We start from the raw sequence: 14,838 nt of genomic DNA, 5'->3' as shown, positions 1-14,838 counted from the left end.
AAATAGCGGTTACCCTCGTTTCACCAACACATCCAAACCCTTTTGACTAACTGGTTAGTAAATAGAATATCAAGCAAATGGCGGACGATCCAGCCACCGAGATCTTGGATGCGACGTATCATGCCCTCTGTGAGTATGGCTATGCGAATCTCACACTCCAGGATATAGCTGCTGAAACAGACAAGAGCAAGGGATCAATCCACTACTACTACGGCTCCAAAGACGAATTATTCATCTCTTTCCTCGATGAACTGTACGAACGGTTCACCGACCGCGTGGGCACTCACAACGGTGACACACCGTATGAACAACTTGAGGGTCTCCTCCAAGAATTACTCACTAGCGACGCTGACTCGTCGCTGAGGCCGTTCAGAACCGCGATGCTCGAACTAACAGCACAGGCCCCATACAATTCGACTTTACAGAAGCGCATCACCGACTTCGATGAGTTTCTATTCGAACAACTGCGAGCGATACTCGCAGCCGGCGTAGACACCGGCGAGTTCGACGACTCCATCACGCCAGCCGACGATGCGGAATACCTCGCAACGACCATTATTGGTGCGCACACTCGCCACGTCGCTATCGACCACTCCTCTGATCAACTCTACAATATGATGACGATATACATCGAGCAACAACTGCTCGCCGACAAACAACCGGAGGTCGCACAGTAATGAGCGTTTGCAGCCGCATCCAATCCCTCTTTAAGGGACCCGAAGAGTTCGACCTGACATCAGGCAGCATCGGGAAACCACTGTTCTTCCTCTCGATGCCAATCGTCGTCACAAACCTCTTCCAGACCGCGTACAATCTCGCGGACACGTTCTGGCTGGGTCAGTACAACACTGACGCACTCGCCGCAATTAGCTTTGCCTTTCCGATGGTGTTTCTGCTCATCTCACTTGGGATGGGGATTTCCGTCGCCGGCAGCGTCCTTGTCGCACAATTCACCGGTGCTGGCGAAGAGCGCAAGGCCGAATACGCTGCCTCGCAGACAGTAACGTTCGCCGTTATTGCCTCAATCATCCTCGGCAGCATCGGCTACGTCGGTGTCGACAATTTTCTTGGTCTGATGGGCGCGTCGCAGGACGTGTTACCACTGGCGACGAGTTATATGGAGGTCATCTCACTCGGTCTCGTGTTCATGTTCGGGTTCGCCGTCTTCGTCTCGCTCATGCGCGGATACGGGGATACAATCACCCCAATGCTCGTCATGTTTGGGTCGGTCGTACTCAACATCATTCTCGATCCGTTCCTCATCTTCGGCTGGACTGTCGTCGAGAACGAGCCGCTCATTGGTACGGTGGCATTCCCCGAACTCGGAATTCAAGGCGCAGCCATCGCTACCGTGTTCTCGCGTGCGCTCGCACTGGTTGTCGGCCTATTGATCATGTTCCGTGGCGAACGTGGCGTTCAGATCCACCTCCGCGATATGGTCCCGGACCTCTCGTATCTCCGCCGCCTCGTTCGTATCGGTCTGCCGGCATCGATTGAGGGCACTGGCCGGGCGCTCTCGATGAACCTGCTGTTGGTTATCGTTGCGATATTCCCGGATACAGTTGTTGCCGCGTACGGTATCGGCACGCGTGTCTTCTCGGTTGCCTTCCTCCCCGCCCTTGCCGTCGCCCGTGGTGTCGAAACGATGACTGGCCAGAACATCGGAGCCGACAAACCGGACCGAGCCGCACAGGCGGCGGGGCTGGCGGCAAAGGTTCTCTTCGGGCTTCTCACGGTCACAGGGATCGCCGCCTTCCTGTTCCCTGAACCCATCGTCTCGATATTCGTCGGTGCGAATCAGGCGAACGCCGCCCAAGTTGTTGATATCGGTGCGGAATTCATTCGGTACGTCGCGCTGACGTTCGGGTTTATGGGTATTATGCGGGCGTATACAGGTAGTTTCCGCGGTGCTGGGAAAACGCTCACTGCGGCGGCAATCTCCGTATTGACGCTTGGTGTTATTCGCTTCCCTGTCGCGTGGATCACCGCAGGTCCGCTCGGAGAAACGGGTGTCTGGCTATCGTTTGCGGTTTCGAACGTCGCCGGAGCGATCATTGCATACGTGTGGTATCAAGGTGGTACGTGGCGCGGGAGCGACCTGACCGAACCCAACGTTGATCTCGACGAAACGAGTGTTGAGACAGTAGCAGGTGATGACTGATACCAATGGCTGACTCGACCCCTGTCCACCCCTCACAGATCGAGCGTCATCTGAGACAGGCGCTCAGTAACGCGGACGAGAACAGTCTACCGCTCGTCCGCGATATACTGCACGAATCTCCCGACAGATGGTACGGACAGCTGGTAGTGGTCATGTTGCTCTGTTGCAGCGTCGAATAGCACCAGTTTCAGCCTTGTTCTCGGCTGAATTCCGTGAGACTTGTGGGGAATTGGACGCCGTCTGGCGATATGAGGTCGAAACGACCGATCATACGGCAGTGTAAGAATCTTGCCAAACAGCACGTGGATAACCCTGACGAACCCGCTGCGCCGGACGGCGCCAGCGGGTTCGCCGAGTGGGCTCAGATCGCGTTTATCCTCTTGCATGCGGAACTCGACAAAGATTTCCGAGAGACTGAAGCATGGTTCAATGACTCCAGAGCCATCCGTGAAGAGCTCAACATCGACAAATCGCCGGATCACACCACGCTCTGTCGATGGGAGCAACAGGTCGACATGCGTGAGCTCCGCAGCCTGCTCCGCCGCAGTGCGGAGCAGGCTGGCTGGTCGGGAACAGCAGCAATCGACGCCAGTGGCTTCCAGCGAGATCAGACCAGCTATCATTACCGGAATCGTGCTGGCTTCTCGTTTCATAAGCTGAAGACGACGGTTTTGGTCGATACAGAGTCACTGGCGATCAAAGACGTTCATTTCACGACGAAGCGCAAGTGGGACGGACACATCGGCTTGCAGGTCTATCGGCGCAACGCCGAAGACCTGCAAGAGTTCCTTGCAGATGCGAACTATTCGTGGTCAGATCTCAGAGAGGAGTGTCGCGCTGGCGCGACACGACCGCTAATCAAGCACAAGGAGCACAATGCGCTGAAGAAAGCGCATAACGCTCGGATGGACGAAGATCTGTACCATCAGCGGACACTGAGTGAGACTGCGTTCTCACTACTGAAGGATGACGGTGAGAAGTTACGCTCTCGGAGCTGGCACGGCCAGTTCCGAGAGCTCACGCGCAAGTGTATCGTGCATAACCTATCGCAGGCGGCGAGTTAGGGCTCGCCGCCTGCTCTCTTTCTCTGGACGTATCCGCCAGAGACATCGCCGTCATCCACGTACGGGTTCTCACAAAGTGACCTAATTCTGATGGTTGCAGAATCAACGAACTGGACTCCTCCCACATCATCCAGATCTCAAAACCATCAGTACAGGAGTTCTAACGCCATCTACCTGAATATCAAAATTTCAATACTGCCGCCGTCTTGCGTTCAACAGAGCAGGTCATGTACAATTCACTGTCTGATCACCAGAATCACGAGGAGGTCCTTCCTGCCGCCGTATCAATCGAATTACTCCGAGAGTACGTTCGTCTTCGAAGCCGGTTGTTTACCACACTTACCGACAAAGATACGCACTCGCTCACGTTGGATCCGACAGCAGCGCTATTGACAGGATATTATCTGTATACGGCCTCGTTCTCGTCACTCGGATCAATATCTGGTCCCCAGTCGGATGGCTGTTTTGGGGTACTGACAACGGTGATTGAAACGATCACGGAAGCGTTTGCGCGCACCTACACGTCGGCCGGATCAACAGATTGTGAGGAAGCGGTGTTTCTCGATGAAACAGCGGGAAGTCTCGGTGCAGGTGCTGCTGCCCTTGGAGCGACGCTGGCTGATTTCGACGACGCAGTTCGTCCCCACTGTGAGCGACTCGGACGGAACCTCGGTACAGCCCGCCAGTTCCGCGCTATCATCGAAAGAGATTCAAACAAAGCGATGGTTGCCTCGCCCACGTTCGACGAGTCACAATTCCGTCTACATGCAGAACGGAGGCGAGATGACGTTGACAAGGCTCTCGATACCCTGTCAAAAACTGTAGACGTAACGAACCTTCGAGCGTTCGCCGAAGCTACGACACTAAGACTGGAGCAGCAGACTTCAGACACTAATGATAACACACTCAATTAACTTTCCAGGGTACTGTCATACTCAGGCGGCGACTGGACAATGCGAGGAGACGATGTTCGATTTTCAGTTTGAGAGCCCTGGGACTACCGATCTGTATGTACGACTCGTAGGACAGAGAAGCGTTGAGTATAATGTTATCTATATTATTCCAGCCATCACGAATGTTGGTGAAGAACAACCAGTAACTGTTGGCGAGTGTACCTCAGAAGCGGAGGTGATGAAGACAACTGAGGAAGTACTACACGTTCACCAGCAATCAATCCGCACAGATGATCACGCACTCGATGAACTTGACATCGAAGCACTAGAAGCAATCGTCGGTCGCTACCGATACGGTTCACTTAGTATCGACTTCGAACGCTCCTCGATACGTTTCAGCACTCATAGAAAATTGATTGGGTTCAGCATATGACCACGGAATCTCAAGACGCCGTCCTCAGACACCTGACGTCGATCCAACAGACCCTCCAACTGGATGAAAACATCCAGCAGTACGGTAAACTTCTCGTTTCAGAACTCACCGCACGCGAACTTCAGATCCGAGTTCCCACTCGTACTGCTGCGGCATGCTTCCTCATTGCATGCCGGTTGCGAAAGACTCCGATTCGTGTGACTAAGATAGCCGACGCCTCAAATGTTGCTGAATCAGAGATTCTTAACGAAAAGAAACGGATCTCGGACGCGCTGGAACTCGGAATACCGAACGACGATCCAATAGTAATACTCAAAGAAGCATGCAAAGATCTAGCTCTCTCTGCCGACATCCAAGCTCACGCACAACAGATTGCAGACTTAGGTGCCGAAGCCGGAGTCACCAGTGGCGTCTCTCCATATACATACGCGGCAGCTGTACTCTACGTTGCCAACTCAGCTGCCGACACCGACCTCTCTCAGGCCGACATCGCCGACCAATTTGATGTATCGACAGCCACACTCCGAGACAGACGCGACGATCTACTTGACGCAATCGGAAGCCAACTGTTCAAACTACAATACCCAGCAGCCCCGTCCGAAGCCGTCTCACTCGTTGACGACCTGCTGCACCACGCACAGACTGCGCACTGGGCACAGGGCAAACGCCATATGGGCGTTCTCGCTGGAGCATGGTTGTTTGCCGCGAAGGAATATCAAACCGAGACCAGCGTATCAGAACTCGCGGCCCTCACTGGTGTGAGTGAATCAACGATTCGTGCCCGCTACGAGGACTTTGACCGTTCTCATAATGGCTGGTGATTCTATTTGTATACTAAGCCGTTCAGTGACATCCTCGCCCGGCGTGAACGCCGGGGCTTCCGCCGCAGGTGGAATACCAGCAAAGTGCTGGATTGAGGTTTCAAGACGTATTCGCATCACCGGTCTCTGGCTTCGCCCCCGCTCCCACCGTTGGTGAGCTAGACGAAACCTTGTCATCGGAAGCCCGCCTTTCGGACGGGAGTCCCTCGATCGGTAACGTGTCTTGGTGGGCCTGCCACTGGCCCCCGCTCCGAGGCGAGTCATCGCCCACCCATTTCACTGGTAGGCTCTCTCCCCACGGATTTAGCCGATTGGCTATATTCGCTGCTGCGTTCAAATCCGCTTGATACTCCGACACCCAACACTCCTCGTTCGTACACTTGAACGTGCCCTGATGCGGTCGATACCCGATATGCTGGCACGCATGGCACGTCTTCGACGTGTGATGCGGGTACACGTATTCCACAGGAATGCCGTGTTCCGCTGCCTTGTCCTCGATGCGTGACTGTAGTTGGGAGAACAGCCACTTGCCGAGGCGTCGATTCCAGTACTTCCCAATGTCCTCGTCGGTGATTCCGTCGAGGTATTCGAAAACGATAACCGGGTTCTCGAACTGTGCAGCGTATTCGACGGCTCGTGCGGAGGCTTTCTCGATTTCGTCTTCGATGGCGTCTTGCCACCGACCCCACACGAGGTCGTCCAAGAGCTTTGAGGCGTATCGGGGTTTCAAGCGGTCTTCGGCACTGGATTGTTTCTGTCGGAGGTGTCGGACGCGACCACCATCCACGAATAATGGGTCAACGGGTGTGTTGTCTCGGAGGGCACAGCCCACCAAGAGTTTGGATTCACCCACGTCAAACCCGACGGGTGTCATATCGTCGCTCTCACACGAATACGAGTGGTCTGGTTCGACTTCGTAGTTCGCGGTGACGTGCAACACCCATCTATCACCGTCGCGTTGTAAGCGGAGTTCGCCCGCCCATACACTCTCGTCTTCGTCGTTAATCAGAGAGTGCCACCAGTCTTCTTGCTCTGGGTTCAACTGGAGTGGTATCCAGAAGTTCGTTCCACGACCGGGTAGCGGGACTTCCCAGCAAATTTCGTGGTGGCGGTCTTCATCGTGGTCGAAGACGGATGCGGTGTTGGCGTAGCGGATTGGATGAGTGTCTGCGAGTTGCTTCGCATCATACGTGTCCTCGTCAAGCAAGTTGGGCACGTATTGTTTGAGAGCGTTTTTCGAGTGCCAGTTGAGGTCTTCACCTGTGACGACCTCGTTGACGGCGGTCATCGTATCGCACTCGTTGTTGAAGCTACGACGGAGTAGTTTCTCGTATCGGTCGTGTTCGTCGTGGAGCTTGCGCTGCTTGTGCTGAGTGGGTGGGGCAAGATACGCTTCGAGCGTCTTGCACTCCTCACTCATTCTTCAGCGTCGAGTCCTTGTTCGATGAGTTCGGCGTATGCGAAGTCCATTCGCAGGCCGTTCTCACGAGAGTATTCTTTCACTCGTTCGTGGAGGTCGCTTCCACGTTCAATGGCGATGTCAACTCGCATCCGTTTTTCAGTACGTTTCTTTGTACCTTAAAGATTTGTGTTGACAGAGGGTATTCAGAGTGCTGTCGCTCGTGGTTTGCGTAGTCGAGTGACGCGATTCACGCCCGCCGTGAACGGCGGGATTCTCTCGCTGCTCAAAGATAGATCGAGAGCCGCTTCGGTAACTGCTTGTCCTGTGCTGATCACGTGATCTTCCCCGAGACACGGTGAAAGCAAAAGCGGTGATCTGCTCACTACACGTGCGAATTGACCGCTTAGAATCTCCTGTTATAATTACGCGATGTTAATCTCGGAAAGGTGGAATGAGATTGAATGCTGCTGCGGCCAGCAGGCAAGAAGCAATAACGAATCCTCCGCTGATAGCCATTGAGGAATCAATGAAAAACCCTCTTATACCAATGAAGAGGGCTAAAAGAGAAAATCCAAGGAGGGCAACGGTTCCAATAGCATCTAACACACCGTTCTTGACAGCATTTCGGGGCATCTCTATGTTCTCATCTCGGCTCATTTCGGTCGTCCCACCGTCCGTTTCAATATCGGGAACCATATATCTGGGATTAGGTGAGATAACCCATAAGTCTGTTTGTGTCGAGTGTTTGTAGAGAGCTATTCTACTTTGGTCATTGTACATCCTGTACTGACCGTGAGGGATCATTATCTTTCATGTACTGGGGGTTCAGCAACAGCGTTCGTCGATGATATCGATAGTCAGTTACCAGTCGGTATCTTTTTAAGTATTGTTTGAATACTATTTCTTCGATACGTGTCGGGTTCGGAAACAGAATACTTCGGCCCAAACCGAATTAGGATCGATTTCTCCGAAACCGTCTACATTGACGGTCCTATCGATATTTCTCTACAGGGACGCCTTCCGTTCGTATCCGAACCAGACATCACACTTGTCGCTGCGATGCTCGGATTCTCAGGCGAGATCCCCGATGACCGCGCCGAGTGGCACCACAACTACACACCGATTGAGTGTTGGATGTCAGCACACATCCTCCGTGAAGTCAACGGGTGGACGATCAAGCAGACTGCGAAGCGAATCCGAGCGGAGCGCGACATGCCACAGACGCTCGGGTTCTTCGAAGAAGAGCCAAAACCCGGTGCCCGTGGCGACCCACCGAGTTACACACAGCTGCGGGACACGTGGGAAGAGACGTTCACAGATCGACACCGTGGCGCGGTCAAGGTCATCACCGAGCGCCTCGTCGAGTACTGCCGCGAGAACGGCTTCCCGGCACCAGAGGACGTATTCCTCCCAGAAGAAGAGGTCGAGGAGCCGACCGAAGACCACCCTACCGTTCGGGAGTTAACGATCGAAAAGACTGCGGACGTGTGGGAGTACGCCCGTCCAATGGTACTGAAACACTGGTACCTGAAGCGCCACCACAACTGGCAGATACCGGAAGCGAGGTTTTTCGACGGTCACGCAGCTCTCGCTACGGCTGGCGACGACGTTTTCCCCGAGTCTGGGCTCGGGAATATGTTGGCGAAGTCCGGACACGACCAAATCCATTACCCCAGCACACACCGACGCGAGCTCAAGAAGTTCACCATCGAAGAGATACGCGAGTTGCACCAAGAGGTCACGCGCGATCTCATCGCAGAAGCCCGCCGTAAAGGCGAACTCGTCGGGAAAGTGAAGGTGGCGATCGACCAAACCAAAGGTCACCCATGGACAGGCGAGGTCGTGCGGAACGCCGACGGGAGCAACGCTGAAGACTGGGTACTCGGGTACAAGAACGACAACGACACACGCCCACAACACTACTTTCAATGGGCAACCGTCCAAGTCGTCGGCCTCGATGTCCCGCTGATTCTCGACGCGGTCCCGGTGAAGCGCGGGATAACGAAGGGCGAGATCGTGGATAAACTGATGGAGACGGCGAACGAGTTACTCCACGACCCGGAGATCGTGATGATGGACGCTGGGTTCGACTCGGAAGCGGCGAAGAACTCTAGCGAGAAGCACTCAACGTACTACCTCAACAAGAAGAGCCGCGACTCGGACGATAAACGGCGGATGCGCAAGATGTGGGAGAACCGCGAGACAGTGCGCATCATCGAAGAGGAAGACCGGCCCGGCATGCCGACTCGGAAGACAGTCTACGTTCCGCACGTGCTCGCCGACGAAGAGGACGAAGGTGACAACGACGGCCCGTCCGAGCTCCGGCAGGGACTCCTCTCCGACTTCCAAGAGGCTGGTGGGGACGAACTCCCCGACCAGTCGCCGTTCGACTCCCTCGTGGACGACATCCGAGAAGAGGAAGGGGAGAAAGGGCTCAGCGAAGACGACATCGACGGCGCTGAGCAGTACGTCGTCTTTGAGACGAATCATCCGTTGGCGAACAAACGTGGCGGTCGGAACCGAGAGACAATCCCGGAGGAAGAGCAGATACACGCTGCTGCCCGAATGATTCGTAACTACGGCGACCGGTGAGGTATCGAAAACGGCTACAAGAAGGTCGGCCACTTCCTGCCCCGTTCGGGCAGTAAAGACCCGGTGCTGCGGTTCTTCGGGTTCATGTTTGCGTGTACGCTGTGCAACTGCTGGCGGCTCGTCGATCTCCTCGTGAAGCTGTCCGTCGAGGACGATCCCGACTACGCGCCGTTGGTGACGGCGAGTCAGTTCCTCGCTGTGGCGGAGGGAATGTTCGGTCTCGGGTCGAAGCCACCGCCAGACTAACGTAACGCCTTCCTTCGGTTTGCTGAATCGTGAGCGGCGGCGCTGTCCGGTGTTAGTCTAAACCGGATTTTCTATATTCATATGGTAAGTTATGACATTTGATAGAATAGCGAGCGGCTATTTTCCCGTCTGAATCTCGAAACCAACCGGGAACCAACCGACATCTACCCTACTTCGTTGGAACCAGGCCACTCGAAGCTGTATTGGGGTTGGCGCTTTACTGGCTCCTTGGAAGGCAGGAAGAGTCACCACAGAATAAATCGTAGTTGCGTCAGTACTTCCTACTTTCAGCCGATACTACGGACGTGAGCTATTTTCATCTGTCTCATGAATTTTGCATAAATATAATACTTCGAAAACCCACCGGTGTTTCCGGCGTTGAGACACTGGCTCGGGGCCTATTTGCTTCCCGTCCCATCGTTCGGACATGGAGGTGAGCAAGACGAGGATAGCGAGCATCGTTGCGGTCACGACCGCACTCGGATACGCGCTCTATCAGCGCCGCTCGATCGAGTCCTCTGACAGCCATGGCGACGAATAGGTCCCCCGCTGACGACGACAGCCGACAAGCACAGGCGCTCACAGAGAAGTCCACGCCCGTGGCGATCCTGCTGGCGTTCGTCCTCTCGCCGGTCGCGTACTACTACGTCGGCCGGACGAAACTAGCAGTGATCAACTTCCTCACGCTCAATTACCTGTTGCTGGGCGTCGTGATCGTCCCACTTCACGTGTACAAGATCATCAGTGACGCCGAAGCCGAACGAGGCGACCAGACGACAGTCCGGTGAGAATCGCCACGTCACTCGATCATTCCCCGTCGATACTCGTTTTTCGATCCGTTCACGACGAATAGTCGGTGTCGTAGAGACGGACGGTCACGACGCTTCCAGTCGGCTCGTTCTCGCGGAAAGAGAGGTCCCCGCCCAGTTGCGTAACGGCCCAGTTGACGAACCAGAGCCCGATACCGCTCCCGTGTTCGAGTTGCGTCTCCGTTCCGTCGCCAAGTATTTCCCGCTCTCGAGCCGGAATCCCCGGTCCGTCGTCCGCGACGACGAGTTCGGCGGTACCGTCGGGACTCGCTCGAGCCGTGATCTCGATCCGGGGGGAGCGGTCCGCGTGCGTGATCGCGTTGTCGACGAGTTCCGACAGCACGCGCCGGACGACGGATCGATGCGACGAGACGAGTATCTCGCCGGGACAGGACAACGAAATTTCACACGGGCGGTTAGCAGTTCGGTACTCCTCGACGACGTCCCGTGCGACAGCAGCGAGATCGACCGGCTCGGGCGACCCCGCGCTGGCGGTCATCACGTCCTCAGCCGCCCGGGCCTTGCTGCTGAGTTCGACGAGGTCGGTCGCACTGTCACGAATTCCGTCCCGTACGTCTTCGTCGTCGATACGGTCGGCGTACGCGAGGACGACATCCAGTTCGTTCCGAACGTTGTGCCGGAGGACGCGATTGAGTACAGCCAGTCGCTGCTCGCGCGTCTGGCGGTCGGTCACGTCACGTAACATCACGGTTCTCGCAACCGGACCGGCCCCGTCATCGGTATCGGTTTCGGCGTTGTCGACCGCCGAGACGCTGAACTGGAACCGTCGGCGTCCTTTCGTCGTCTGGAGCGGGATCGTTCCCGTCGCACCCGCAGAGAGGTCGGTCCCCTCGAGCCCGGTGGTGATCGAACGGAGCGGGTCACCGATCATCGATTGCGGGGACTGACCGAACAACTCCGCAGTCGTCGCGTTCGCGTCGAGGACGTGGTCCTCCCAGTCGAGTACGATGACCGCCTCCTGGAGCGCCTCGACGACGCGCGTTCGGGCAACGTACTCCGCCTTGGGAAAACCCGTCATCACCGGATACTGCCGCACTGCGACTGCGAGCAGCCCACCGGAGACGAGGAGGCCGATCGTGACGCCGTCCGCGACGGGGTCGCTACTCCCGATCCCACCGGCGAGATACGGCGCCGCGATCGCGGCGATCACGATCGCGACCTGTCCCCTCGAGATGCGGGCGTGGTTCCACCCGTGCCCGACCAAGAGATAGGTACCGTACGTGAACAGTCCCAGAACTAGCATAATCTCCGCTCCGATAAACGACACGAGTAGGCGTTCGCCAACGGTCTTCGGGGGACGAAGGGCGACGACGATCGCGCTCAGCACAACCGGGACCGCCATCCCGAGAAACATGGCGATGCGCCGCCGCGTGAGGCCGGTTCCCCGACCGGTGTAGCTGAGCGCGTACACGACCCAGACGCCCGGAACGACGATCCCGACGCCGAACTGGCCGATGTCGATGATCATCGCCAGCGCCGGAACCGCCGACGTCCCCGGTAGTTCCGCCAGTGCCGAGAGGCCCCCGAGAACCGTCAGGAGTGCCAGTATGACGATAAACGGGGGCGCGCTGGGCCGGTCCCGTGACTGGACGGCGAGCCAGAGCGTCCAGCCAAGCAGCGCGACCGCTGTGACGTCGAGAGCGACGGCCGCGGACGTCTCGACGAGTGACATCGATTCCTCTCTCGCAATGTTGACAGTGGGATGTAATGAACGCGGTGGTCTCGGCCGACCGAGAGAGCAGCCGTCCGATGGCTCTCACCGCCGGCAGCGGAGAGAAACGGGCCGATCGTTCACAAATCACCGCGCTCGAACTGACGGGAGCCGACCAGCAGCGGGACCGCGATCCAGGCGACGAGTACCGCCAGTGCGGCCCACCAGTCGACGAACGCCGGCGTCCCGTTCCCGACGTACCGGTTCGCCCGCTCGACCTCGAATCCCACCGAGAGGAGTCGAGCGTACGCTTCGCCGGGTTCGACTAACTGGAGGAACAGTGCCCAGTCGGGCAGGCCTAGACTCGTGTCGAACCGGTGAAGCACCGTCACGGCGATCGACGTAAGGGTTCGCCAGAGGACCACCAGGAGGAGGTAGCCACCGACCGCACCGTAGGTGATCCGGCGATCCGTCGTAGTCGACGCCGAAAGTGCGACGGCGATCGCGACGAACGACGCGCCGTAGAGGGCAGTGGCGAACAGGAACCACGGATACGCGATCGCACCGGCTTTCCCGTACCGCAGCGCCGCGTACAGCCCAGCGATCGACAGTCCGAAGAGTGTCGGTCCCAGCAACGTGACCGTCCGACCGACCGCCGTTCCCACGAGCAACTCCCGACGGGACTGCGGCAGGGACAGCGAGAGCAAGAGGCTCCCGTCAGTCCGGTCGTCGGAAATCGACCGATAGCCGAGTAAGAGCCCGAGTATCGGCAGGACCCCGTCGACGAGTCCAACCGAACCCGTGACGAACCCCGCGAACGTCCCATCGTCTACGGTAGCGTACGCGACGGCGTAGCCGCCGAACAGGATCGATAGCAGTCCGAGCAGTAGCCAGAGCGTTCGGGAGCGGCGGGCGTCGTGGATATCCTTGCGTGCGACGGTCCGCCAACTCATGACAGATCACTGCCGGCAAAGCGGCTGTAGGTCACCGTCAAGGGCCCGAGTAGCCACAGGCCGAAGACGGCCAGTGCGACCCACTCGCCGAGATACCACGGACCGTCGACGCTCGCACTCGGATCGAAAAAGCCCGCAGTGACCCGCTGGAAGACAGCCCCGGGCTCGAGGCCGAAGACGAACCGGACGGGGTCGGGAAGGCTCCCGTCGACGAGTCCGGCCCTGTCGAGTCCGTACTGGAGCCCGTCGGCGATGGCGTCCCAGACCAGGACGAACAGGAGGAATAGCCCGAACGCGACCACGAACGCGCGCTGTTTGGTCACGGTCGAGAGCGACGCGGCGATTCCGAGGTTGGTCCAGATCGCTCCGAAAGCGACGGTCGTCGCGACGAAGCCACAGAACTGCACGACCTCGAGTCGGCCGAAGGGATACACGACGAGTCCGGCACCGAGGACCATCGCGGCGAGGATGACGCCACTTACCAGCCCGACGCGGCTCAGGACTTTCCCGAGAACGAAGTCGCCACGCCCGTGCGGCAGCGACAGTGAGAGCAACAGCGAGCCGGACTCGCGTTCGCTCACGACCGCGTCGTGGCCCAGCAAGACGCCGGTCAGGGGAACGACGGTCGCGAGCCAGCCGTCGACGAACCCGGAAAAGCGGGCAGTCGTAATCGGGTCGGACCCAAACACCGGATAGAGGTACGCGGCCGCGAGAATCGTGACGGCCGGGAGTACAAGCACCAGTCGCGTCGACCGCGGTGCCGAAGCGAGCGCGGCGTCCGTTCGGGCGATTATCCGCCAGTTCATTCCCGACTGCCCCCCGTGTACGCGAGGAACATCTCCTCCAGGGAGGCCTCTTCGGTCCGGAAGTTCATCACGTCCGCACCGCGGCGCTGGAGTTCGACCACGACGTCCATCTTCGCGTCGTTCGTACACGTGACCTCGAGCGTCGTCCCGTCGCTGACGGTCACCGTCTCGACGCCGTCGACGCCGCGGACCGCCTCGGTCGTCGCGTCGTCCAGTTCGCCGACGTCGATCAGGAGCTTGGTCCCGCCGCCGATCGACTGGCGAAGTCCGTCGATCGTATCGACGGCGACCAGTTCGCCGTCCTGCAAGATGCCGACGCGGTCGCAGATCGCCTCGACCTGCTCGAGGATGTGACTCGAGAAGAAGACCGCAGCGCCGCGGTCGCGTTCCTCGCGGAGGATCGATCGGATCTCGGCGGCTCCGCTCGGGTCCAGCCCCGTCGTCGGCTCGTCGAGGAGCAGGAGATCGGGCTCGCCAACGAGCGCCATTCCCAGAACGAGGCGCTGTTTCATGCCCTTGGAGTAGTCGCTTGCCGGCCGGTCGGCCGCCGCCGAAATCCCGACGCGCTCGAGGACCTCGGCGGGGTCGTCGTCGGCGTCTTTCGACCGGACGACGTACGCGACGTGTTGGCGGCCGGTGAGTCGGTCGAACACCGAGTAGCCGTCGGGGAGGACGCCGACGCGCTCGCGCGCCGAGACGCCGTCGGCCTGACAGTCGCGACCGAACAGCTCGGCCGAGCCGTCGGTCGGCCGAGCGAAATCCAGCAGGACGTTGATGAACGTCGACTTGCCGGCACCGTTCGGGCCGAGGAACCCGAATATTTCCCCTTCCTCGACCGAAAGGGAGACGCGCTCCAGTGCCGTGACCGTTCCGTATCGTTTCGATACCCCGTTAGCGGTGATCGCTGCCATAGTCGCGGCTTCGGATACGGGAAAGAAAACGACCGCCGCCGTGTGTCACGCCGAGAAACACCGTTTGCTGGGTCC

16 protein-coding genes are annotated in these 14,838 nt (G+C 58.0%); 9 read left to right on the top strand and 7 right to left on the bottom strand.

Going from position 1 to position 14,838, the window contains the following annotated elements:
* Positions 1–77: 77 nt before the first annotated feature.
* From NATPE_RS08570 to NATPE_RS08555, 6 genes are all read left to right on the top strand, one after another.
* Positions 78–677 carry a TetR/AcrR family transcriptional regulator gene (locus NATPE_RS08570; protein ID WP_006182245.1) on the top strand — a complete coding sequence of 200 codons (600 nt, stop codon included), beginning with the start codon at positions 78–80 and terminating at the stop codon, positions 675–677.
* Positions 677–2,161 carry an MATE family efflux transporter gene (locus tag NATPE_RS08565; protein ID WP_006182244.1) on the top strand — a complete coding sequence of 495 codons (1,485 nt, stop codon included), beginning with the start codon at positions 677–679 and terminating at the stop codon, positions 2,159–2,161. The genes NATPE_RS08570 and NATPE_RS08565 overlap by 1 nt, the downstream gene beginning before the upstream one ends.
* 248 nt (positions 2,162–2,409) lie before the next feature.
* Positions 2,410–3,225: an IS5-like element ISNpe14 family transposase gene (locus NATPE_RS08560; RefSeq protein ID WP_015298909.1), complete on the top strand. Its 816-nt coding sequence runs from the start codon at positions 2,410–2,412 to the stop codon at positions 3,223–3,225.
* A gap of 368 nt (positions 3,226–3,593) precedes the next feature.
* Positions 3,594–4,139 (top strand): polyprenyl synthetase, encoded by a 546-nt coding sequence (locus tag NATPE_RS21115; RefSeq protein WP_152422593.1) that lies wholly within the window; start codon positions 3,594–3,596, stop codon positions 4,137–4,139.
* A gap of 52 nt (positions 4,140–4,191) precedes the next feature.
* Positions 4,192–4,551 carry a hypothetical protein gene (locus NATPE_RS22665; protein ID WP_152422592.1) on the top strand — a complete coding sequence of 120 codons (360 nt, stop codon included), beginning with the start codon at positions 4,192–4,194 and terminating at the stop codon, positions 4,549–4,551.
* Positions 4,548–5,372, top strand: a complete 825-nt coding sequence (locus NATPE_RS08555; protein WP_006182242.1) for a transcription factor IIIB 50 kDa subunit — start codon at positions 4,548–4,550, stop codon at positions 5,370–5,372. Before NATPE_RS22665 ends, NATPE_RS08555 begins: the two co-directional genes overlap by 4 nt.
* 100 nt (positions 5,373–5,472) lie before the next feature.
* Here NATPE_RS08555 and NATPE_RS08550 read toward each other — a convergent pair whose 3' ends face one another.
* From NATPE_RS08550 to NATPE_RS21110, 3 genes are all read right to left on the bottom strand, one after another.
* A complete protein-coding gene (locus NATPE_RS08550) occupies positions 5,473–6,792 on the bottom strand; it encodes an RNA-guided endonuclease TnpB family protein (protein ID WP_006182241.1) in 1,320 nt (439 codons plus the stop codon).
* The gene (locus NATPE_RS23235; protein ID WP_006182240.1) at positions 6,789–6,923 is read right to left on the bottom strand and encodes a hypothetical protein; all 135 of its coding nucleotides are present in this window, start codon (positions 6,921–6,923) and stop codon (positions 6,789–6,791) included. The genes NATPE_RS08550 and NATPE_RS23235 overlap by 4 nt, the downstream gene beginning before the upstream one ends.
* Before the next feature lie 283 nt (positions 6,924–7,206).
* Positions 7,207–7,470: a hypothetical protein gene (locus NATPE_RS21110; protein ID WP_006182239.1), complete on the bottom strand. Its 264-nt coding sequence runs from the start codon at positions 7,468–7,470 to the stop codon at positions 7,207–7,209.
* 216 nt (positions 7,471–7,686) lie between these two features.
* Between NATPE_RS21110 and NATPE_RS08545 the strand changes: the two genes are divergently transcribed.
* From NATPE_RS08545 to NATPE_RS08535, 3 genes are all read left to right on the top strand, one after another.
* A complete protein-coding gene (locus tag NATPE_RS08545) occupies positions 7,687–9,366 on the top strand; it encodes a hypothetical protein (protein ID WP_152422591.1) in 1,680 nt (559 codons plus the stop codon).
* An 84-nt stretch (positions 9,367–9,450) separates the two neighbouring features.
* A complete protein-coding gene (locus NATPE_RS08540) occupies positions 9,451–9,612 on the top strand; it encodes a hypothetical protein (protein ID WP_157557353.1) in 162 nt (53 codons plus the stop codon).
* A 527-nt stretch (positions 9,613–10,139) separates the two neighbouring features.
* Positions 10,140–10,400: a hypothetical protein gene (locus NATPE_RS08535; RefSeq protein ID WP_015298917.1), complete on the top strand. Its 261-nt coding sequence runs from the start codon at positions 10,140–10,142 to the stop codon at positions 10,398–10,400.
* Positions 10,401–10,452: 52 nt separating this feature from the next.
* On the opposite strand, the gene NATPE_RS08530 is transcribed toward NATPE_RS08535, so the two are convergent.
* The 4 genes from NATPE_RS08530 to NATPE_RS08515 form a co-directional block, all read right to left on the bottom strand.
* The gene (locus tag NATPE_RS08530; RefSeq protein ID WP_006182237.1) at positions 10,453–12,114 is read right to left on the bottom strand and encodes an ATP-binding protein; all 1,662 of its coding nucleotides are present in this window, start codon (positions 12,112–12,114) and stop codon (positions 10,453–10,455) included.
* A gap of 119 nt (positions 12,115–12,233) precedes the next feature.
* Positions 12,234–13,046: an ABC transporter permease gene (locus NATPE_RS08525; RefSeq protein ID WP_006182236.1), complete on the bottom strand. Its 813-nt coding sequence runs from the start codon at positions 13,044–13,046 to the stop codon at positions 12,234–12,236.
* Positions 13,043–13,852, bottom strand: a complete 810-nt coding sequence (locus tag NATPE_RS08520) for an ABC transporter permease subunit (protein ID WP_006182235.1) — start codon at positions 13,850–13,852, stop codon at positions 13,043–13,045. The genes NATPE_RS08525 and NATPE_RS08520 overlap by 4 nt, the downstream gene beginning before the upstream one ends.
* Positions 13,849–14,763: an ABC transporter ATP-binding protein gene (locus NATPE_RS08515; protein ID WP_006182234.1), complete on the bottom strand. Its 915-nt coding sequence runs from the start codon at positions 14,761–14,763 to the stop codon at positions 13,849–13,851. The genes NATPE_RS08520 and NATPE_RS08515 overlap by 4 nt, the downstream gene beginning before the upstream one ends.
* Between the last annotated feature and the right edge of the window lie 75 nt (positions 14,764–14,838).

The organism is Natrinema pellirubrum DSM 15624, assembly GCF_000230735.2.
Lineage (GTDB): Archaea > Halobacteriota > Halobacteria > Halobacteriales > Natrialbaceae > Natrinema > Natrinema pellirubrum.
The sequence above is the reverse complement of the archived record's forward strand: the minus strand, read 5'-3'. Positions and strand labels throughout refer to the sequence as shown.